At 43.3% G+C, this 22,222-nt stretch carries 20 protein-coding genes and 1 pseudogene; 6 read left to right on the top strand and 15 right to left on the bottom strand.

Features of this window, described 5'->3' with window-relative positions; genetic code table 11:
- Window positions 1–41: 41 nt before the first annotated feature.
- On the bottom strand, window positions 42–1,181 hold the full coding sequence (gene spoIIP / locus JOD17_RS16610; protein WP_204699078.1) for a stage II sporulation protein P: 1,140 nt from the start codon (window positions 1,179–1,181) through the stop codon (window positions 42–44).
- A gap of 164 nt (window positions 1,182–1,345) precedes the next feature.
- Between spoIIP and JOD17_RS16615 the strand changes: the two genes are divergently transcribed.
- Window positions 1,346–1,642, top strand: coding sequence for a hypothetical protein (locus JOD17_RS16615; protein WP_204699079.1), 297 nt, complete (start codon window positions 1,346–1,348; stop codon window positions 1,640–1,642).
- A 2-nt stretch (window positions 1,643–1,644) separates the two neighbouring features.
- Here JOD17_RS16615 and JOD17_RS16620 read toward each other — a convergent pair whose 3' ends face one another.
- From JOD17_RS16620 to JOD17_RS16635, 4 genes are all read right to left on the bottom strand, one after another.
- Entirely contained in the window at window positions 1,645–1,989 is a 345-nt protein-coding gene (locus JOD17_RS16620; protein ID WP_204699080.1) for a YolD-like family protein, read from the bottom strand.
- A gap of 23 nt (window positions 1,990–2,012) precedes the next feature.
- Entirely contained in the window at window positions 2,013–3,254 is a 1,242-nt protein-coding gene (locus JOD17_RS16625) for a DNA polymerase IV (RefSeq protein WP_204699081.1), read from the bottom strand.
- A gap of 217 nt (window positions 3,255–3,471) precedes the next feature.
- Complete coding sequence (locus JOD17_RS16630) at window positions 3,472–4,581, bottom strand: ABC transporter permease (protein WP_204699082.1); 1,110 nt, start codon at window positions 4,579–4,581, stop codon at window positions 3,472–3,474.
- Entirely contained in the window at window positions 4,578–5,327 is a 750-nt protein-coding gene (locus JOD17_RS16635) for an ABC transporter ATP-binding protein (protein ID WP_042359335.1), read from the bottom strand. Before JOD17_RS16635 ends, JOD17_RS16630 begins: the two co-directional genes overlap by 4 nt.
- Before the next feature lie 144 nt (window positions 5,328–5,471).
- On the opposite strand from JOD17_RS16635, the gene JOD17_RS16640 reads away from it, so the two are divergent.
- Both JOD17_RS16640 and JOD17_RS16645 read left to right on the top strand, forming a co-directional pair.
- Complete coding sequence (locus JOD17_RS16640) at window positions 5,472–6,179, top strand: LytR/AlgR family response regulator transcription factor (RefSeq protein WP_042359334.1); 708 nt, start codon at window positions 5,472–5,474, stop codon at window positions 6,177–6,179.
- A 10-nt stretch (window positions 6,180–6,189) separates the two neighbouring features.
- Window positions 6,190–6,909, top strand: coding sequence for a GHKL domain-containing protein (locus JOD17_RS16645; RefSeq protein ID WP_204699083.1), 720 nt, complete (start codon window positions 6,190–6,192; stop codon window positions 6,907–6,909).
- A 40-nt stretch (window positions 6,910–6,949) separates the two neighbouring features.
- Here JOD17_RS16645 and JOD17_RS16650 read toward each other — a convergent pair whose 3' ends face one another.
- The 4 genes from JOD17_RS16650 to helD form a co-directional block, all read right to left on the bottom strand.
- Entirely contained in the window at window positions 6,950–7,846 is an 897-nt protein-coding gene (locus JOD17_RS16650; protein ID WP_204699085.1) for an ABC transporter substrate-binding protein, read from the bottom strand.
- A gap of 20 nt (window positions 7,847–7,866) precedes the next feature.
- Complete coding sequence (locus JOD17_RS16655) at window positions 7,867–8,514, bottom strand: ABC transporter permease (RefSeq protein ID WP_169966431.1); 648 nt, start codon at window positions 8,512–8,514, stop codon at window positions 7,867–7,869.
- Window positions 8,514–9,650 (bottom strand): betaine/proline/choline family ABC transporter ATP-binding protein, encoded by a 1,137-nt coding sequence (locus JOD17_RS16660; RefSeq protein WP_204699087.1) that lies wholly within the window; start codon window positions 9,648–9,650, stop codon window positions 8,514–8,516. Before JOD17_RS16660 ends, JOD17_RS16655 begins: the two co-directional genes overlap by 1 nt.
- Before the next feature lie 368 nt (window positions 9,651–10,018).
- Window positions 10,019–12,241 (bottom strand): RNA polymerase recycling motor HelD, encoded by a 2,223-nt coding sequence (gene helD, locus JOD17_RS16665; protein WP_204699089.1) that lies wholly within the window; start codon window positions 12,239–12,241, stop codon window positions 10,019–10,021.
- Between the two features lie 315 nt (window positions 12,242–12,556).
- Here helD and JOD17_RS16670 point away from each other — a divergent pair, with 315 nt between their 5' ends.
- Entirely contained in the window at window positions 12,557–13,987 is a 1,431-nt protein-coding gene (locus JOD17_RS16670) for an amidohydrolase family protein (RefSeq protein ID WP_204699090.1), read from the top strand.
- A gap of 27 nt (window positions 13,988–14,014) precedes the next feature.
- Here JOD17_RS16670 and JOD17_RS16675 read toward each other — a convergent pair whose 3' ends face one another.
- The 5 genes and pseudogenes from JOD17_RS16675 to JOD17_RS16695 all read right to left on the bottom strand — a co-directional run.
- The gene (locus JOD17_RS16675) at window positions 14,015–15,904 is read right to left on the bottom strand and encodes a terpene cyclase/mutase family protein (protein ID WP_204699091.1); all 1,890 of its coding nucleotides are present in this window, start codon (window positions 15,902–15,904) and stop codon (window positions 14,015–14,017) included.
- Window positions 15,905–15,957: 53 nt separating this feature from the next.
- Complete coding sequence (locus tag JOD17_RS16680) at window positions 15,958–16,437, bottom strand: VanZ family protein (RefSeq protein WP_204699092.1); 480 nt, start codon at window positions 16,435–16,437, stop codon at window positions 15,958–15,960.
- Window positions 16,430–16,582, bottom strand: a complete 153-nt coding sequence (locus tag JOD17_RS16685; protein ID WP_204699093.1) for a hypothetical protein — start codon at window positions 16,580–16,582, stop codon at window positions 16,430–16,432. Before JOD17_RS16685 ends, JOD17_RS16680 begins: the two co-directional genes overlap by 8 nt.
- Before the next feature lie 83 nt (window positions 16,583–16,665).
- Window positions 16,666–17,745, bottom strand: coding sequence for an SDR family oxidoreductase (locus JOD17_RS16690; RefSeq protein WP_204699094.1), 1,080 nt, complete (start codon window positions 17,743–17,745; stop codon window positions 16,666–16,668).
- Window positions 17,746–17,756: 11 nt separating this feature from the next.
- Window positions 17,757–19,157, bottom strand: a pseudogene (locus JOD17_RS16695) (aldehyde dehydrogenase); the annotation flags it as partial.
- A gap of 163 nt (window positions 19,158–19,320) precedes the next feature.
- On the opposite strand from JOD17_RS16695, the gene JOD17_RS16700 reads away from it, so the two are divergent.
- A complete protein-coding gene (locus tag JOD17_RS16700) occupies window positions 19,321–20,796 on the top strand; it encodes an SLC13 family permease (RefSeq protein ID WP_204699097.1) in 1,476 nt (491 codons plus the stop codon).
- A gap of 49 nt (window positions 20,797–20,845) precedes the next feature.
- On the opposite strand, the gene JOD17_RS16705 is transcribed toward JOD17_RS16700, so the two are convergent.
- Complete coding sequence (locus JOD17_RS16705) at window positions 20,846–21,370, bottom strand: hypothetical protein (protein WP_204699099.1); 525 nt, start codon at window positions 21,368–21,370, stop codon at window positions 20,846–20,848.
- A gap of 156 nt (window positions 21,371–21,526) precedes the next feature.
- Between JOD17_RS16705 and JOD17_RS16710 the strand changes: the two genes are divergently transcribed.
- Window positions 21,527–22,216 (top strand): response regulator transcription factor, encoded by a 690-nt coding sequence (locus tag JOD17_RS16710; protein WP_204699100.1) that lies wholly within the window; start codon window positions 21,527–21,529, stop codon window positions 22,214–22,216.
- Window positions 22,217–22,222 lie beyond the last annotated feature (6 nt).

Below are 22,222 nucleotides of genomic sequence, written 5' to 3' on the forward strand. Positions count from 1 at the left end.
ACTTCAAAAGAAGCAAAGGTTTGACCCTTTGCTTCTTCGTGCTATTCTTCTTCCTCAAGCTGTTCATAGATGTACTCTTGAATGACGTCAGCCATAACGTCGGCACTACGGTGTAGCTCTTCAAAATTATTGTCAACGCCACCAAACTCAATCAGTGTAGAATTCGGGGAAAGATCTTGATTGTAAATGCCATTTACACCCGCTCCCCCACTTGCAATAACCCCTCGGCTAAGTCCTGGGTAGCGATCTTCCAAGCGATGATGCAATTCAGTCGCCATCGCTAAATTACGTTCGTAATTCGGATGATCTTGACCAATTACAAACATCGTACGCGCATAACTTTCTCCGTTAATCGTTGCTGTAGTGATGTCTTTCGGTTGTGAATCTCGATGAATATCAAAGAAAAACTCTAAGCTCTCATTAGTGTCAATCGCTTCAGTTACGATCTCCCTCGAGACGTCGTAAGATTGACTGTAAGAAAGCCCACGCTCATGCAATCGACTCTCAATGGAATGCTCAGACACTTCAACTGGCAAATCGTAACTTCGGAATTGTTCACCTAGGTATTTCCCCAATTGAACGATGTTGATTTCGGAATGGTTCGCTACATCGCCTTCAATCTCAGGCAAAAACGACTCCGTATCATGAGTGTGTACGATATGGATGATCGGATCATCATCTGCATCGATGTCTACATTCGGCCCTTCCTCTTCTTCATCTTGAGGAGTCGCAGGATACGTTTCGTCATACCATCCAGGTGGTGGTGCTGACTCCATTGGCATCGTCGTATAATCTGTTCCTTCACCGGCAACGATAATCTCTGCATCAAACGCAGAAAAGCCTGGCACTTCTCGACCTAATAATGTTCTCGGTTCTTGCAAGTTAATGCTTGTCGTCAATTCAAATGCTAGTTGTGTTGCACTTGGCAATTCGGTATGTGTTTCGCCCATTTGGAAATAACGATTCTCTGTTCCAATAACGTGTACAAACCAATCAGCTTGTACATCGCTGACCCAACTATGAATTGTAGACGATGAAAAGTGCTTTTCTACTTCTGTTGTTGTCATAACGAATATCATCACAAAGGTAATGACAATCACCGCAATGATTGCAAGCATAACGAGTTGCAATTGTTTGAGCATTCTTGCGATCACTTTCGTCATCGTGGTAGATCCAATCACAGCCTGTCCTCCTGACTTGCAAAGACTATAACTGAGTCTATGTCTAGAATCCGTTCACTAGAACATGGCTCATCCTTTTCACCGTGATTGAGTCTTTTCGCTTATAAAAGGTACGACCTTATGCTTTTTTGAACGCAACATTTAGAAACCAAGAGGTGATAACATTGACTGAACATGATCACACACTTGAAAGACGCTTTCGAACCGAAGGGGTTCTCTGGGTCGCTCTTCTATGTGTAGCCATTCCAACATTCAGCCTTTGGAACCGTCCATTTATGACAATCCATCTCCACCTCGCACTGGAATCACTCATTTACATTCTCTTAGGTACGATCTTTCTCGTAAAAAGACACCAGAATCGCATACGAAAGCAAAGTACGAGAGCGTTTATCTTCTTAATACTTGCCATCGGTCTTTATTCACTCACAGCCATTGCGATCCTTTCTTTCTTCACCACTTAGTCTCATGAACAAAGCTCAACATGCACGAGAGAATGGAACTTCACGTAATGAACATCTTCTGTCGCACTAACGATATGAAACTGTTTTTGGGCATGATTCAAATAGTCGCAATGCCCTTCTACTTCATGAAATTCCCCTTCGTTATAATACGTAAAAACAACCGGTCGGTTGTACGTCATCGCTTCTGATAATATGAATTCAAACTCAAGCCACTGTTGTTCATCAAGCATGGGTTGTTCAACTTTCTTTCGTCCCTCTCGCTCTTGAAGCCAAGCCTCTCGGTATTCAGGCAAAATCATGCGAGACGACTCCCATCGCATGTTCGAATTCGGGGTCAACTTATTCATCATGGTCATCCTTTCACGTTTAATTATTTATAGTGGCCGCCAAGCTTCTTCGCTCGAATGCGCGCTTGCCCACCCGCAGTTAGCGACGTCGCATGGAGCACCGCTTCCGATCCGTATCGATATTTGAGACGGTCAACTGTCACGTTTAACTTCTCTCGGTCCACATCATCCCGGAACAAACTGAGCTGTCGGCACTCATCACTTACAAGACCATCTAGACTGATCCCAAGACTCCTCACCGCATCCCGGTTCCAATGCCTTAAAAACAAGTGTTTGACAGCTTCGTAGATCACTTTACCGTCATTTGTAACATCTGGTAATTTCATCTGACGATGAAATCCTGATGGCTGTTGAAAATGGTTATGGCCACGCGCTCCCGCCGTAACCGTCCCTCCGAGGTATCCATTCACTCGTACACGTCTGGCTACTTCTTCTGAAAGCTCCAATAATACCGTCTTAATCTCATCCCACGTCCGGTAATCTCTCGGCAACGTCATGTTATGGCCAATTGCTTTACGCCGAATGTGTGTATCCACAGTAACTGGGGCTTCGTCTTTCCCATGTGCTGTACGCCACAACACTTCTCCGTTAATCCCCCAACGCTTTTGTAGATCCGCTAGCTCCGACTTTGCTAACTGACCGATGGTGCGAATTCCAACATTCAAAAAATGTTGATTCATTCGCTTTCCAACCCCAAACAGCTTCCCGATTGGAAGGGGCCAAAGCTTCTCTTGTAGATTCACCAAGTTCAATGTGAAAATCCCATCGTCTTGCTTCTTCGAGAAATGATCACAAGCCATTTTAGCGAGCACCTTATTCGGACCAATGCCAACCCGGGCAATCATTCCTGATTCCCTGCGAATCTTCGTAATGATCTGCTCCGCCGCTTCTTCAGCAGTTATGCCCAGCCTCGGCAACGCGTACGTCATTTCTACGAAGATCTCATCAATGCTATACGGTTCAACAAGGTCGGTATACACTTCAAGTGAAGCCGCAATCGAAACCGAAACGTCCAAGTACAGTTGCATGCGCGGTCGAACGACAACGAGGTCGGAACACTTCATCTCCGCTTCCCAAAGTGCTTCTGCTGTCTTGACGCCTCGTTTCTTAGCAGTCGGGCATGCAGCGAGAATAATTCCACTACGTATCTTAGGATCCCCAGCAACTGCAACCGGTTTGTTCTTTAACTCTGGGTGTTCGATCTTTTCTATATTTGCGTAAAACGACTGCATATCAATGAGAAACACGACCCGCTCCATGACCATCACCTTCTTACAAACGTATGTTCTTGTTAGTAGTATACACGAACGAACGTTCTTATACTACTAGAAATTATTCCCCACACAAAAAAACTGAAACGCAAGTGCGTTTCAGTTTTCTTCAATAGGTTTGGGATATATGTGGGGATTTTAATACGTTTAGTTTCATTCCAAGAACCAAATCCCATCATAAACCGCTACAGCAGATAGATCTTCATTGTCGTTAACTATGCCCAAGGGCGTATTTATCTTTTTTGAACATGCGGTTTGTAATCATGTAGATCACAGATACAATAAGCATCGTTGAACTAATCGTAAGCACATAATCGCCTAACGTTAATACATTCGCACCGGCGAAATCAAACACCACAAGCGTAATGTTAATCGGTGGAATCAACAACATCCAAGAACTCCATGCCGTTGCAGGAACGATCATCGCGACGAACGGTCCAATCATCCACACGATCGATACAGGAGAAAATAAATTTTGCATATCTTTATACGAATCTGTCAGCAAACTAAACCAGACGAGAAGTGCTGAATTTAGCGCTGAAAAGGCAACAACTGCAAGGAACAAGAGAATATACTTACTTAGCGGAACAGCTGCTAAAATTTGTTCCACTTCGGTAAAGTAAATCATCATCAGAACGATAACCAACACGACCGACAGCAAACTACTTAAGATCGTATACAAGAAAACGACCATCGACTTCGCGAAAAAGATACGCGCGCGGGAAAGAGGTATCATTAAAAGCGGTTCCATCGTTCGTTTTTCTTTCTCACCGGCAAACATGTCTGCTGCTGCAGGGAGTCCACCCGCCGCAACTGTCAAAAGAAAGATAAATGCGAGCATGAATCCCATGCTTCCATCGCCACCCTCACCGAGAAAGTCACGATCCCATTCGTATATCGATGGTCCATTTTCTTCAATCCCTTGTGAGGTGACCCATGCATCTAGACTTTCACGTTCATAGTCAATCCACATTTCCATGAGTTGTTGCGCTGCTCTCATGCCACTATTGCCAAAGTCTCCACGAGCCGTTAACGTGTTTCCTTCTAAAACAATTGCAAAATCATACGCACCGTCTAGCAATTCTTCGTTGATCGTATCACTAACTGTGAGATGCCAATGTTCTTGTTGCTCCTCTTGAAAGGATTCAATTAGACCCGCATCAATGTTTTCATCAATGCCAATGTGAACATCCGAGGTATTAAAGAAGCTGAAGAAGAAAACAAGAGCGAAGACCGAAATCATTGGAATCGCCGTCGTAAAGAACACCGTTCTACGATCACGATACGTATCTTTCATTTCTTTAAGAATCATCGTCATCATGTCACACGACCTCCTCTAGCGAGCATCGCCATCAAGATCATGTTCATGTCGGTCGTTTCTTCTTCTTTATATAAGTTTTGAAGGCTTCCGTGATAAAGCACAGCACCTCGGTGCAAGATCACCACATCATCACAAAGCATATCCACTTCTTCCATTAAGTGTGTCGAAAATACAATTGTTTGTTGATCTCGTTTTAATTGCAAGATTTTCTCGCGAAACATATTCGCAGAAGTAATATCTAGCCCCGTTGACGGTTCATCAAGCAAGTAAATGGACGGGTTATGAATCATTGCCCGCGAGATGGCCACTTTTTGTCGCATCCCTTTAGAGAGCTTGCGAACCCGTTTGTTCAAAAAGTCACGCATCCCTAATTCATTGCTCAACTTCGTAATCCGCTGCTTCGTCTCTTGCTTTGGAATAGCATATAGCTTGGCGAAGTACTCCAAGTGCTCTCTTGCGGTTAGACGATCGTATAGACCTGTATCACTACCAAAGTGCACACCGATGGAGCTCCTTTGACGATGATTATTCAGGTCAAATGGCACACCATCTAATGCAACTTCGCCGCCAGTTGGTTCATACAAGCCAGACAATAAGCGAAGAAGCGTCGTTTTTCCCGCACCATTCTCCCCGAGCAACGCCGTCACTTTCCCTTGTTCGAAGGTGATGGAGATGTCACGGAGCACCCGGTGACTTTGATTGTGTTTTTCATAAAATGTCTTGTGAACATTCGTAAGCGTAATCATATAGAGGCTCCTTTTAGAGAAGTTCCTAGCCCCTAGTATATACGAGCACTACTGAAAACCTACAAATATGTCGCAAAGCGTTCGAATCATGTTATGACTTTGCTATAATGGGGAATATACTAAAAAAGTTAAAGTAGGGGTCGTATGATTCGAATCGGGATGTTAGATGACAATCCGAATGACTTAAATGCAATGGAACAATGGCTTCAAACTCAAGCAGATGTACATATTGAATGGCGTTGTCATACAGCGCTCGAAGCCTATCAGTTGCTAAAACACTCAACCATTGATCTATTAATTGCAGATATTGAGATGGAAGGGCTCACAGGGTATGAACTTGCAGAGCGATTACGTGCGCAAGGGATTAGCGTAGATATTATCTTCGTGACCGGGCATTCCGGCTTTGCGGTCCATGCGTTTGACCTCGACGTTGTCGATTACGTAATGAAGCCGATCTCACCTTCACGGATGGAGAAAGCATTGCAACGCTTTCGTTCCTTGAACGCTCAAACAGACGGACCAAAGCTCACGATCCAACAACAAGGAGATATGATCGTCGTCAGCGAAAACGACATTCTGTATATCGAACGTACAGGTCGCTCATCGACCATCCACACAGCAACTGAAGAGATTTCGACGTATCAATCGCTTCAAGAAATTGAACAAGAACTACAAAGCACGCAATTTTTCCGAACGCACCGTTCTTTTATTACAAACTTGAAGAAGATCACGCAGTTTGCACCATATACAAAGCATTCTCTTGAGATTAAATTCCAAGGAAGCGACAAGCGTGCACTCGTTACGAAGAAGAACTTAAAAACGATCCAAGATCAATTCCCAATTCTTTCTTGAGGTAAAGCCGATGATCATCTTAATCAGTCTACTTGTTATCGTGATAGTTAGCAGTGCGCTACTCATCATGAAATTGCATCGCGAACAACGACGCGCGTTTCTCGATGCACAGGCTTTCCAAGACCATGTACAGCACCTACACGAATCGCTAAAACAGGAAAAGCACGATCTCAGAACCCACTTAGAAGTGATGAAGAAACTGGCCAAAGAAGGAAACCATGAACAGTTTGAAGATTACGTCACATTGTTGCAACAAGACAGTGAACAGAACCCTAGTGCAGGGGCTGATCGAGCAGTAGGGGCCTCCATTGCTTACGTTAAAGCAAAGGGTGAGCAACACGGCATTGCTGTCACGACGTCGATCCATGCAAGCTTAAATCAAAGCATGCTCTCGCAAAGTAAAGAATTGCAACTCGTCGTCAACATTTTTAGCAATGCACTTGAAGCTGCTAGAAAAAGTAGCGAGTACGTAACATCACCATTTATCGATATCGAAATCAAAAAACAATACGGCATCATCATCGTTGATGTAAAAAACAGCACAGCACCAATCCCTAACAAGACGCTCGAGCGTATGTTTCCAAAGCAACACCCCGTCATTGAAAAAAGAGGTCTTGGTACGTACCTCATTCAACGCGCGGTAAACGATGCAGAAGGCTCGCTCGACTTTTATGTTGAAGAACATCTCTTTCACCTTGCTATTCGTTTACCGAGCATGGCTGCTCAATAAAAAAGAAACCTCAGAGAAATCTCTGAGGTTTCTTTTTGTATTATTCTTCAATTAACCCTTGCTCGACTAAGAAGTTACGTGCAACCACTTCTTCAAGCTCTGCGTTAATGTCAACTTCTGCGTTAAGCTCTGCCATCGTTTCTTCTGTTAACAACGGTCCAAGCTCAAGCAATAATTCTTCAATTTCAGGGTGTGCTTCGATCGTATCATTCATGACGATTGGTGCTGCATAATACGGCGGGAAGAAGTTAAGATCATCCGCAATCACTTCAAGGTCATACGCTGGAATTCGTCCGTCTGTCGTAAATGCCGCAATCACATCGACTTCTTCGTTACGAAGGGCATCATACATTAAGCCTTCATCCATTTGCGTTGTCGTACCCCAATCATAGCCGTAACGTTCATTCATTGGCATAAGGCCATCTGTACGCTCTCCGAAGTTTGCATTGTGGGCAAGCGTTAACTCTCCTGCAACGGATTCAAGGTCACTCATATCCGCAACGTCCGCTGCATCATCTGCACGCATGACGAGTGAATAACGATTTTCAAAGTCAAATTCGTCTAACCACGTAATGCCGTACTCTTCATCATACTCAGCCTTAACCGTATCATAGACTTCTTCAGCAGATGGCGGGTCTTCTGGGTCAATTTCATAATCTAAAACGGTAATATATGACGTACCTGTATATTCAACATACAAGTCGATGTCACCATCCATCATACCTTGTGTAAGAATCTCTGTATTACCGAGGTTGTCTTCGCGTTCAATCGTAAGATCTGTATTCGCTTCAAGCAATTCTGCAACCATATGTGTCAAAATGATTTGCTCTGTAAAGTCTTTTCCGCCGACAACAACCTTATCTTCATCACTGCCGCCGCCCCCACAAGCAGAAAGTACAAGTGCTGAACCTAATGCAACAGGTAAGAACTTTTTCATCATTCATTGCCCCTTTTATTCTATTTTTTTAACCCTTTTGGCGTTGCTAAAATTTCAATACGCTTCAAAATGAAGTCCGCAATAATCGCTAAAATAGCTGCTGGGATCGCCCCTAGCAACGTTAATGCACTGTTTTGCATAGCAAGTCCACGCATAATAATATCTCCAAGACCACCAGCCCCAACAAACGTTGCAAGTGTCGCTACCCCGATTACGATAACCGTTGATGTTCTAATCCCGGCCATAATGACTGGCAAGGCGAGGGGAAGTTGAATTTTCGTTAAGATTTGGCCACGCGTCATCCCAAGACCACGACCCGCGTCAACCGTCGCTTTGTCCACTTCCAAAATTCCCGTATACGTATTACGTAAAATTGGAAGTAGCGCATACACCGTTAAAGCAAAGATCGCATTATTTGTCCCAATCCCGAGTACAGGAAGCATAAACCCGAGTAACGCAAGACTCGGAATCGTTTGCGCAACCGATGCAATGCCGATAATCGGTTCAGATAAGCGCTTCATGCTCGTAAGCAACACGCCGAGCGGCACAGCAATAAGAACAGCTAGAGACATTGATACGAATACTAAGAAAAAGTGCTCTTGCAAAGCGTCCCATACATCACCTTGGCGAACTTGGAACAGTTGCCACATGTCTGTCAGAAGTTCCATTATGCGTCACCTCCTGCACCTTGATGTTCCCATTCCGCAATACCACGGATCATACTCGTCCTCGTAATCACACCGATGAGCTCACCGCGGTCAACAACAGGTAACGTGTACACATCTTCACCGTTAAATTTAGCAGCTACTTCTGCCAACGTAACGTCAGGAGAAACGATCTCTTTAATATCTGTCGTCATAACATCGAGTACCATCTTTGTATCATCTTCAAAGTGTTTGTCCACTTGTTCGAGGGTAATAAGCCCTTCAAGTTGACCTTCTTTGTTACGAACAAAGAGTTGATCAACATGACTTTTCTTCATATAATTAAACGCTTCAGCAAGCCCACGGTTCCCGCGAACCATCGCAACATCTTTCGTCATTAAGTTTCTTGCCACAGGTTGACCTGCGTTTTTGTTTAGTCGCTCTGCTCCAATAAAATCACGCACGAAATCATTTTTTGGATGACGCAAAATACGATCAGGTGTATCCACCTGAACAATTTCCCCATCACGCATAATGACAATCCGGTTTGCAATCTTGATTGCCTCGTCCATGTCATGCGTTACAAACACGATTGTCTTATTGATTTCATCTTGTAATTTCACGAGTTCGTCTTGCAATTGCTCTCGACTAATTGGATCAAGCGCACTAAACGGTTCATCCATTAGAATAATTGGCGGATCCGCTGCTAAGCCGCGAATAACACCAATCCGTTGCTGTTGCCCACCAGAAAGCTCAGATGGGTATCGCTTTCGGAACGTTTTCGGATCTAGTCCAACGAGATTGAGTAGCTCATCGACTCGTTTTGAGTAACGTTCTTTGTCCCATTTTTTAAGTTTAGGAACAATCGTAATGTTGTCTTCAATTGTCATATGAGGCAATAAACCAATTTGCTGAATCACATAACCACTATCTCTTCTTAACTGAACAGGGTTTTTTTTCTTAATGTTCTCACCGTTTACGAGAATTTCCCCTTCGCTCGGGTCAATTAAGCGATTAATCATTCGCATTGTAGTCGTCTTCCCGCATCCAGACGGTCCAATTAGTGCAACGAGTTCTCCTTCTTCAATACGAAGGTTTATATTCTTTAACGCCTTAAATCCATCATCATACGTTTTTGAGACGTTTTTAAATTCGATCATATTCTCACCTTCAATTCATTTAAAATATGTTAAAAACATGAACATCAAGGCACTAAAACTACATTACATGATTTTCGACATAAAATAAAGATTATCCTAGATTTATTCGTAATGTTCGACAATTCTAAGCATAAACATTTACATATAACCCTTATTTAAACAATTTACAACGATATGCTTACATTTCTCTCCTATATACTACCGATCAATCTTATTAAAGAAATTGAATTTGATATGAAAAATGTTTTCTAGAACGAAATAAAAATAAGAATCCGGACTTAAATGTTCGGATTTCTAGCAAAGCGACACCAGAAACGCACACATAAAAATACCCCGATCCATTAAAGGACGGGGCATTCTTCTATTTATCAACCATCAATCCACTTGTATAAATCAGCATCAATCGACTGCAACACTTGTTGCGGTTTGCCTACAACAAACCACTCCAACTGGTGCATCGCTCTCGTACAACCTGTATAGAGCAAATGATAGTCGTTTTTCGTTTGATACGTTTCATCGTCAACTCCATACATAATTACCTCATCGAACTCAATCCCTTTGGCTAGATATGACGGAGCGATGAGAACTTGTTTTTTGAAACGGTCGGTCGTTTCTGTAATTAACTGCGCATACTCATGACATGCATGCGCCAGAATATTCGCCTCGGCCATCGTTTTCGTTAGAATCGCAAGTTTGCCGTCTCCTTGCCATGCACTCGACTTTTCAAACATCGCCTGTTGCATCGCTTCATTAGAAGCAAAGCTACGAATGACTGGTAAGTCCCCTTCACGCTGGAATGGGATCATCTCTGGATCCTTTGGAAGCAACTCTTTCGCAAAGTTCATAATGCGAGCGGTTGAACGATAACTCTGTTTTAACGTAATTCGCTCTACATGACGATCTTCATCATCAGCCAGTGTCAAAATCGATTGGCCTTCTGCTGTATGTTGATGAACCGCTTGCTCAACGTCCCCAAGCAATGTAAACCGCGCTCTTGGAAACAGATTCTCTAAATAGCGAATGTGCATACTCGTATAATCCTGCGCTTCATCAATAAATAAGAAACGAATATCTGCTGTGTCCGGACGACCTTTCACTTGGTCATTCAAATAAAAGAACGGTGCAGCATCTTCAAAACGTAAATGCTGATTTACGATTCGATTTGTGAAGTTCTCGTATAATTGTTCCACATCGACGAATTCATGCTTTTCAATTTGTGCTTTTAACGGCTTAATTGTTTGTCGAACAACATATTTACGCACGAGTCGATCTTCTTGGACATGGCTATTGTACGTTTCTTTTTCATCTTGCTTTTGCATCACTTTTCGAGAAGCTAACGCATACAGTTCACGCGGTTGGTCTTCCATCGCATCCGTTACCCAGTCTTCATGTAACTGCTTTTTCTCTAATTGTTGTAGACCTGCGACCAACTCACCAGACATAATTTCAATACGATTATCAATACTAATCGTTTCATCAAAATCATAAAAACGTCGCGCCAGGTCTTCAGCAGATTTCCATACTTGATTACGGTACATGATGGAATAAAACGTCATACCGTCATCCTTCAAACGATCAATATAACGATCAAGGCGAACCGGTAAATCTTGAGCGGTCAACGAGAGATCTTCTTCTAGCTGCTCACTAGCTAACTGCCGTTCAATTTGTCCGTATGGGCTTTCAAGCGTCCACCCTTCTGGCAACCGCCGAGAAATGTGATGTTGAAACGTCGTCTGCTTTAAGTTCTCTTCACCAAGTTCAGGAAGCACTCCTGAAACGTATTGATTAAACAAAGGGTTCGGTGAAAGCAACAGCATGTTTCCACTATCAAACGTATTTCGATACGTATATAGAAGATAGGCAACTCGCTGCATCGCGGCGGATGTTTTTCCACTGCCGGCAGCCCCTTGTACGATTAGCATACGTGCCCGTTCGTTTCGAATAATGGCGTTTTGTTCTTTTTGGATCGTCGTTACGATGCTTTTCATTTCGTTACTCGACGCTTGGCTTAGTAAGTGTTGAAGCAATTGATCACCGATTGTGAGCCCGGTATCAAACATCCCTGATAACTCACCTTGGCGGATAATAAACTGGCGCTTACGTTTCATCTGACCCGTTACGACTTCATCATCCGTTTCATAACGAGCTTCTCCAGGAGCATAATCGTAATACATGCTTGAAATCGGTGCTCGCCAATCATAAACGAGGAAGTCGTCGTCATCACGATCTTGTAAAGAAGACAATCCAATATAAATCTCCTCTTCAGCACGTTCGCCGTCTTCAACGAAATTCAGCTTACCAAAGTACGGGGAGTCTTTCATGCGTTCGTATGTCGCTAGCTGTTTAGTTAGCACTTGATGAAAACGTTCTTGCTGACTAAGAAGTTCAGCTTGCTGGCGAATACTTGCTTCGGTCTCAATCACATCGTCTGGTTCATCTAGATTAATGGTTACGTCATCCCAAAACGTACGACGAAGTTCTATGACTTCCTCTTTGGTCATTCCCGCTCCTTCAATTCGTGCGGCAACCTTTTCGTCTATGGTCTGTAACACCTCTTGCAATCGCTGTTGTTCATAGGCTTTTTCGCTCATCTAGACACCCCTCAAATTCATTCTTGACAGCTCACTTGTAAAGTTGATATAATTATAGTAGATAAATATGATTTGTTTATCATCAACTTATGACATCACTTTTTATTGTACATATATAAGGTAGATAAGTAAAGGGCTAACCATGTGGTTAGCCCTTTTTTGTGTCCCGAGACATGAGCCAAAATGATGCAAGAGATTGGTCGATTTACAAAAAACTTCATTGCGTTATGTTGCACCTGACACAATTTAAATAGAAGGAATGTTATATTTTATCAGATATTTTTCCGTTATACTGAAACAAAAAAGGGTGATTACATGCGTACAATTGATGTGATGTTCGTCCACGCAACGATTTTTACGATGGAAGGTGAAGGGGTTGGTTCGATTTCTGACGGTGCCATTTGTGTGCACGACAATCTTATTGTCGCTGTTGGTAAGAGTTCTGAGCTAATGAACGATTACCGTGCACATCGCACCATTGATGCAGCGGGGAAAGTCATTTTACCTGGGCTTATTGACGCACACATGCATAGTGGTTTAGGAATCTTGCGTGGTGTTGCTCAAGATACGAACGACTGGATGGAAAAAGGTCTGTGGCCTTTTATGCACGTTCTTGATGAACCCGCACGAAAAGCAGGCTCACTCGTAAATTTAATCGAAGCTGTCAAAGCTGGGACGACAACGATTTGTGATTACGACTCTGGGATGCTTTCAATCGTAGAAAACCATCGTGCACTCGGCACGAGAGCACGGGTTTGTGAAATGATTAATGAGATGCCTGAACAATACGACGATGACCGGGAAGTTGGCGCACTCTACGACTTCGACCCCGCGGTTGGAGAAGAAACTTATCAAGCGAATCGAATGCTTTTTGAGACGTATCACGAACGTGACAACGGACGAATTACGTGTGTGCTCGGTCCTCAAGGTCCAGATATGATGTCTACGGAACTTTTATTAGATGTGAACGAATATGCGAGAAAGCACAATACACTCGTACATATGCATGTTGCACAAGGCGATCGGGAAATTACGCAAATGATCCAGCGTTACGGAAAGCGAAGCATTGATTATTTACAAGAACTCAATCTGTTAGATAAATCATTAATGGCCGTGCACTTGACCGAGGCGACTAAAGAGGAAGTTGCGATCGTTGCAAAAAGCGGTGCATCAATGATCCTTTGCTCTGGAAGCATCGGAATCATTGATGGCATTGTTCCACCAGCAAAAGAGTTTTTAGACGTTAGTCAACGTTTTGCTTTAGGAAGCGACCAAGCACCGGGCAACAATTGCAATAACATGTTTAATGAAATGAAACTCACATCGATTCTCAACAAATGCAAATATACCGATCCAACACTCTTCCCTGCATGGAAAATGCTACGAAGCGTTACGATCGATAGTGCCAAAGCCATTGGACTCGATCATGAAGTAGGATCATTGTCAGCAGGCAAGAAGGCCGACTTGATCATGATTGACCTAAAAACACCGGCCTTATTCCCGACCATCGAGTCGCCCATCCGCAACATCGTACCGAATCTCGTCTATTCAGCAAATGGTAGTGAAGTTGAGCTCGTAATGATTGATGGAAAGATCATTGTCGAAGATTCAAAGCTTCAATCCATTGACGAACAAGCAGCGATTAATGAAGGTCAACGCCATGCTGATCGCATTAGCGCAGACGTAAGTGAGCAGCCGAAACCAAACACACCCATCTTTCAAATGATGGCAAACGACCAACTTTAACTCTACCGGGGATAGTCCCCCATTGCTTTAAAGCGCCGGGGGACTGTCCCCGTACTTCTTGCGGTAGTGCGCGAGTGCGAGTAGCGGGTAAATGTATTCATAACTATGATAATGAAAATAAATCCGATCAGCTAAGCCCTTTCCTGCGGGGTAACTTCTTGGCCACTGACCGTCTCCCAAACGATCGAGAACATAATGAAGAGCATCATACATCGTTTTATTTGGTGTGTCATGCATGGCGACGAGGGCATCCAGCACCCAAGCGGTTTGTGTTAAATGGCTTGAATCAAGTGGCGTGTAACGCTTATAACGATCACTTAAACACGATTCCCCAAACCCGCCGTCTTTGTTTTGCTTTTCCTTTAACCAACCGATTGCTTTCTTTATTGTCTTATTCTCTCGCCCTACCCCGCTCGCTTGCATCCCTGTCAGAGCGGCCCACGTTCCATAAAGATAGTTCACACCCCACTGCCCTTTAAACGACCCATCCTTTTCTTGCTCACGCTCCAGCCACTTTACCGCTTTTCGAAGAATCATATCGTCGCCTTTCACGTCGGTATAATTCCCGAGTAGCTCCATCGTTCGTCCTGTCAGGTCAGGTGTGCTCGGATCAGTGAGGATCCCGCGACTTTCAGGAATGGGAAGCATGGCCAGTAGCCAACTATCGGTATTCTTCTCAAACGCTGACCAACCGTGGTCGTGGTTTTGCATGGAAATTGTCCACCTCACGCCACGATTCCAAGATTCAAAGATGTCTTGATTCTCCTTTGCGCTCCTAGCAAGTGCGCGTAGCGCAGCTGTCGTATCATCCACATCTGGTTGAAACGTATTAACGTCTGAAAACCCCCAGCCACCAGGCAACGCCTTCTTGTTATGCATTGCCCAGTCGCCATAACCTTCTTGCTGACGGTCAAGTAGATAGTCATTCGCCCGTTCAATCATTCTATCGTCCGTACGCACTCCCGCTTCTTGTAATGCATAACTAAGCAATGCCGTATTCCAAACCGTCGCAGTCGTGAATTGGAAATGAGGGTGACCATCAATCGTCGTCTGAAATCCGTACAACCCTTCTAACGCGTCTTCAATGAGCGGATCGTCTTTTGGATGTCCAAGTGCCAGCAAGCCAAAAATCATAAACATCGTTGACGTAAAGTAACTAAACAATGTACCGTCTTCTTCAATCCCATTTGTCATGTACAACTTCGCCCGACTTCGCGCAAGCAGATGCAGCTCCTGTGGCGTACGAATGAGACGTTTCACTCGTTGCACGATCGACGCATGCATTCGCTCCCACTCGTAAGCTTCTGGCCAATCTTCCTCTCCACGAGAAGCGAATAAATCCGACAAATCAGGACTTTGAGCCGTTTTCACTTGCAACTTTTGATCCGCAGCCAATATCAACGGAACAACATGCGCCCTTCCATACACACTCATGCTGTACAAATTAATCGGGAAAAAGTCCGGAACTAAAATTAATTCAATTGGAAACGGAAAAAAAGACGGCCACTTGTATTGCCCCGTCAACGTTAAGACGATCTTCGTTAAAAACGCCGTCTTTTGGATTCCCCCACTTTTCATAATGAATTGGCGAGCCCTCTTCATCCGCTCATCATCTTCACGATAATAGCCAGAATAAAGTAATGCATAATAAGCTTCGACCGTATTCGTCACATTCCCAGTATTATCATCAGCAAAGAGCTTCCAAGCTCCGTTCGGTTCCTGCTTCTTAATTAGACGATCTGTAAGCCCTCGAATTAATGCCTCGTCTTCTCGCTCAAGCGTTCTAAGCAAAATAATCATGTACGCATCAGTGAACGTACCTGATTCTAATGGATACCTCCAAGAGCCATCTTCCGATTGATCGGCACGTATCGCTTGAATTAACTGATCAATTCCTTCTGAAACATTCACAATCATCACTCTTTCAGAACAAATTTTCTTCCAGTTTATTCAAGGATAGGCTGACCCATTCATTCCTTGCGTTTATAAAACCATAAAGCAAAAACAATTCCTAACATTGCTCCAAAACTATCCAACACGACATCTTGCCACATCCCACTTCGATCTGGATGAAAAAACTGCCTCACTTCATCAATAACCGCAAAACCGACAACGAACAAAAAACTAAAAAGACTTGACCGAAACACATTTACGTTAAATCCATACAACAATCGAAATAGTAAAAAAGCGAGCAATCCAAATACGAAGACGTGCATTCCCTTTCTAATAAAGAACTCAATAAACGTGACGAGGCCGAGGTTGTCTACACTAATTAAGCGACCTCCATATGTAAATGCAACCGGCGAGAACAACGTCTCCAAAAATTCACTTCCTGGGAATTGCGAAAGTACCGATCGGATATCTTGTTGCTCGTACGACATCGTCGAACTCACAAAAATCAAAATGATTACACCAACTAAAGGCGCAACTAAACGAAATGTTCTAGACATTTGTTCCCTTTAATTCTGGCCACGCTTTTGTTAATTGATTCTGTATGTAAACGTGAGCCTCATCAAGGCTCATCGCCGGATCCTCCTCTGAACGTTGCACGAGATGGTTCATCAAAGCAATCAACTGTTCTTTTTTATCATCCATACGTTGACCTCCTTTTCCTGTCACTACTTAGACGTACAGATTACCAAGAACGTTACAAAAAGCAGGGCGTGAATCCGCCCTGCCTACGTGATGTATTTCAGTTGATCTTGACGATGATCCTTATAATAAGAAGCCATCGGTGCTAACGTTTCTTTAAAGTCTGGGCAAGTAATGCCACTGCCCGATAAATCTCGCACTGCTTGTGATGAGTCGCATGTTGCATCAATCTCGTGGTACGACAAGGCCTCACTTGATACTCGGAAGTATCGTTCGAGTACAGCATTTAACGAGCGCCCTGCAAAGCGCGAGAGCAATGTCTTCTTTGGTGTCTTATGAAGATAGGCTTCACTCAACATCGTGTAAACTTCCTCCATCGTATACGGATGAGGATCAGTAAGGTGATAGGTTTTACCAATACCCTTTTCGTGATGACTTAGATACACCGCAGCCTGCACAACATAGTCGACTGGAACAAAATTCCCGTTGACCGAGCCTTTTACGATCAAGGGGACGCTCCTAAGACGCAACTGCCGAAACCGTTCTAACATATTCAAGTAAAAATACACACCATCAAACTTCGTCGTTACACCGGTCTTAGAATGACCACGTACAATACCAGGCCGAATAATCGTCGTGGGTACGTTCTGCTTCGTCTCAAGGGCAAGCACTTCAGCTTCATATTTGGACCGTTCATAGTGATTTTTGAACTGTTGATCTCGAATCAACTCAGTTTCAAAAATCGCGCCTTCTCGATCACCTGATACGAATGCAGTACTAAAATACGTATATCGCTTAAGGGAGTGAACCCCTTCAACAAATCGATTCACATTGCGTGTACCCACAACATTTACCTGATGAGCTACTTTTTCTTTAACGGAAAGATCGTAAATTGCAGCAAGATGAAAGACGTGAGTAACAGACCGTTGTAAATTGTGTCGAAGCTCCTTGCTCAATCCGAGTCCTTCTTCTGTAATATCGCCAGGAATGAACTCCCATTGATTGTTAAACAACCCGTCAATCGCAAATTGTTGCTTCGCTTTTTGCAACATAGTCGGATGTACGAGCAAATAAAGCTTATGCACGTTGTTCGTTGCAACAATCTCATCTAGTAACTGCCCCGAAAGAAACCCTGAATAACCAGTAATGAAGTACGTGTTCTCCATCTAATGCACCTCTATTTCAAGAATTTCTTAACGAGGTTAATTTTGTTTTTAAATGGCGGATACATAAACGATACTTTCACTTTGGAACTACGATTTGTAACGCTCTTCTTATGAGAGAACGTCTCAAAGCTGTAGACACCATGATAACTCCCCATTCCAGAAGCACCTACCCCTCCAAAAGGCAAATGAGGATTCGCCACGTGCATAATCGTATCATTCACACATCCTCCCCCAAACGAGATGTCTTCCATTACTTGATCTTGAAGCTCAGTATCCTCAGAGAAGAAGTAAAACGCTAGAGGCTTCGGTTGCCTCTTAATATCTGAGATTGCGACATCTAAATCTTCAAACCTCAAAATCGGCAAGATCGGTCCGAAAATCTCTTCTTCCATCGACGCCGCATCACGATCTGGTAAATCGAGCAAAGTCGGTTCAATAAAACGATCCTCAACATCATGATGACCACCGTAAATAAGGTGATCTTGATCTTTTGCAATCATTTCTTGCAATCGTTTAAAGTGTCCCTCGTTAATCACCCTTCCGTAATCAGGGTTATGTTGAATGTCTTTCCCATAAAACTGTTCAATTTTCTTTTTCATCGCTTTAATCAATGAATCTTTCACGTCTGCATGGACAATAATATGATCTGGTGCGATACACGTTTGTCCATTGTTTAGGAATTTCCCCCAGACAATCCGCTCTGCAGCTCGCTTAATGTTCGCGTCTTTATGGACGAGCGTCGGGCTTTTACCACCAAGCTCAAGTGTGACTGGCACGAGGTTCGTTGAAGCGGCTTCCATGACAATCTTTCCGACTTTCGTACTTCCAGTAAAGAAAATGTAGTCAAAGGGCGCATGAATTAAAGCGGCATTCGTCTCGACTTCTCCTTCAATGACACGGATATATTCCTTGAAAAATATTTTTTCACAAAAGCTTTTAACGAGCTTACTCGTCTCTGGAGTATGCTCCGATGGTTTCAAAATAGCGCAGTTCCCAGCAGCAATGGCACCAATTAACGGTTCAATTAGTAATTGGAAGGGATAGTTAAATGGACCAATAATTAACACCGTTCCATACGGTTCATAGAGCGTGTAATTCTTCGAAGGTTGCATAAACGTTGGCGTCTTCACTTTCTCTGGCTTTGCCCACTTCGGAATCTGTTTAATCGCTTCATCAATGTTCGTTAAAACGATGCCAATTTCTGTCGTGTATGTCTCAAACTGGCTTTTCCCGAGATCGAGTTGTAATGCTTCGTAGATTTCTTGCTCTTGATTTTGAATCATCGTTTTCAATTTCTTGAGCTGCTCAATCCGAAAATCAATCGATTTTGTTGCACCGCTATAAAAAAATTGTCGATGCTCCAAAAGTAGCTCCTTCGCTTCTTCTACCGTGCTTACATCTGGTTTCATGACAACCTCCTCATTTAATTTTCAAAAATCTTGTTGCTTTACGTCGATTTTTGCCGTATTATACATTCATGCTCAAATTACTATCTGTTGAAAACGTTTTCAACAGTGTGTGCATACTTCAGTATAGCATGTGTTACAGATATGATCGAAAGAGGTGCATGAGGTAATGATTGAACCAGAAAAACAACCAGAATCTAGTTACAATCGCCGTAATAAAATCGGACTCATACTAGGTCCTGTGCTTTTTTTGCTTACGTATTTTCTCATACCCGATAGCGTAATGGGTCACGAACCGCGGGTCGTTCTTGCGGTAACACTACTCGTTGCAACATTTTGGGTTACTGAAGCCATTCCAATGGCTGCTGCATCACTCGTTCCAATTGTATTAATACCCGTCTTGCAAGGAGCAGAAATGGGAACCATTGCCTCTGCTTATGCAAACCCTGTCATCTTTATGTACGCAGGTGGTTTCGTTATTGCAATCGCCATTGAAAAATGGAATTTGCATCGTCGAATTGCATTAAATATTATTCAAATGATTGGCTCAGAAAGTCAACGTATTATTCTCGGTATTATTATTTCTACTGCTGCAATTTCGATGTTCGTATCAAATGCTGCTACAGCACTTATGATGCTACCTGTAGCCATTGCCTTAATTAAAGAAGTAAAAGAAAAGAACATATTAACGGGTGACAATTTACAGCACTTCTCAAAGAGTATCTTGTTATCTGTCGCTTATGCTGCAACCATCGGTGGTCTTGCAACGATCGTTGCTGCGGTTCCAAACGCCGTTCTTGCCGGTATTGCTTACGAACAACTCGGACGTACAGTAACATTCGTCGAGTGGTTCATGTTCGCAGGTCCTGTCGCTCTTCTCATGCTCGTCGTTTTATATTTCTATCTTACTCGTATGGCATTTAAAATTACGAATAATGGTGAAGAAGGCGACACAGGAAATTTAGACTTTATTAAAGAAGAAAAAGAAAAACTCGGAAAGTTCAACTACAACGAAGCAATGGTTTCAATTGCATTCGGTTTAACCGTAATACTATGGGTTTCAATTCCTTTCATTGGAAGCTTAGGAGATTTCATTCATGACGGTGCAATTGCTGTCTTTGGTGCTCTTCTCTTATTCTTCATCCCAAGCTCTAAGAAAGGTGAACGAATTCTAGAGTGGCAAGATATGACTCGCCTCCCATGGGGCGTCTTAATCCTCTTTGGTGGGGGTATGGCAATTGCTGCCGGATTCTCATCTTCAGGACTCAATGACCACATCGGGGAAATCCTCCAGATGCTTGAAGGATTACACTTCTTCTTCATCATCCTATTGCTCGTCGTTATTGTTCTTGCTATTACAGAGATTCTTTCAAACACAGCAGTCGCCAACCTCGTTATTCCACTTACACTTGGAATGGGGATTGCACTAGGAATTGATCCGTTACCACTCATGGCAGCTGCTGCACTCGCTGCTGGTTCTTGTTACATGCTTCCGGTGGCTACACCACCAAACACCGCGGTCTTCAGCGCAGGTTACTTGCGTATTGATGACATGGCGAAAGCCGGAGTATGGCTAAACTTAGCATCAATTATTATTATTACTGCTGCCGTCTACTGGTGGATGCCGATTGTATTCGGACTATAAGCGCTTAACAAAGACCCCCATACAACTTGTATGAGGGTCTTTTTCTCAGTTACGCCGTTCTAATAACGGTTACATTCACATCTGCGAGTGTCGACGCTTGTGAAGAGTTAAGCGTAATAACGGCAGGAGCATCAATCGTAACAGTTACTGCACCTGATAAGAATGAGGCACCAGTGCCAGTATCAGCGGACTCGACTAAATCAGTTGCTCCTTGTTGGAGAATTAATCCTACAGGACCACCTGCTGCCGTTGGTGTTACTTCTGCGTTATAAGAAATGGTATACGTTCCAGCTTCGACTAAGTTAATTGCTGCTTCACCAGGTGTATGAGTAATTGCAGTTCCAACAAGTTGTACGTTGGTAGCTAATGGGACAGCTAAAGGTACAGTTGTGCTATCGACAGTCGGACTATTAAAAATCCCGAAGTCCAAATCTCCTGGAAGTGTAGGAACAGTTGGTGGTAATGTCGGTACAACACCGCCACCAACGACTCCTGGACCGTTAATTAGGTTGTTGTTGATCTCAATGCCATTCTTGCAATAGCGACTATTTTGAAAAGGATTAGGTCTTACCATCCATTTTCACCTCCTGTTATTCCCTACAGTGTATACAGGCAGGAGCATGTTTGCCTTTGCGTTTGCCCTAGTAAAAATGCGGATTCTTTTCCAAGGAGACTATCGACAAACTAATTTCTTTTGTTATGATACGAACAAGCAAAGGGGAGACTACACATGTACTCAATCTATATCGTTGAAGATGATCAGCAAATCGCAACGTTACTCGGCCAACATCTCGGCCGTTACGGTTATGACGTGACGTATACAAACAAGTTTGATGAAGTTAAAACAGAAGTTATCGAACATAGCCCCGACCTCATTTTGTTAGACATTAACCTCCCGTATTTCGATGGCTTTCATTGGTGCAGACAAATCCGAACATTCTCGAATGTACCGGTCATCTTCATTTCCGCTCGCACGGATGAAATGAATCAAGTGCTCGCCATTGAACATGGCGGAGATGATTACATTACAAAGCCTTTCCATTTGGACGTTGTAACCGCCAAAATCAAAAGTGCGTTACGACGTACGTACGGAGAATACGCGAACAATACTGACTCCGAGCAAAAAGAAATCAACGGCCTGATCATCTATCCTAACAAAAACGAAGTTGAATTTAAGCAGTCACGTATTGAACTGTCCAAAAAAGAATTCCTCCTATTCGCAAAGCTCATTGCCCAACCTGACCAAATCGTTAGTAGAGATGATTTGTTGGAATCACTTTGGGATGAGGTTGATTTTGTGGATGACAACACGCTTTCTGTGAACGTCAATCGTGTACGAAAACGACTACACGAGATCGGCATTGTAGATGCCATTCATACGGTGCGAGGTCAAGGATACCGACTTCGAGTGAATTGGTAAGGAGGC

The organism is Geomicrobium sediminis, from assembly GCF_016908595.1.
GTDB classification, from domain to species: domain Bacteria; phylum Bacillota; class Bacilli; order Bacillales; family Marinococcaceae; genus Geomicrobium_A; species Geomicrobium_A sediminis.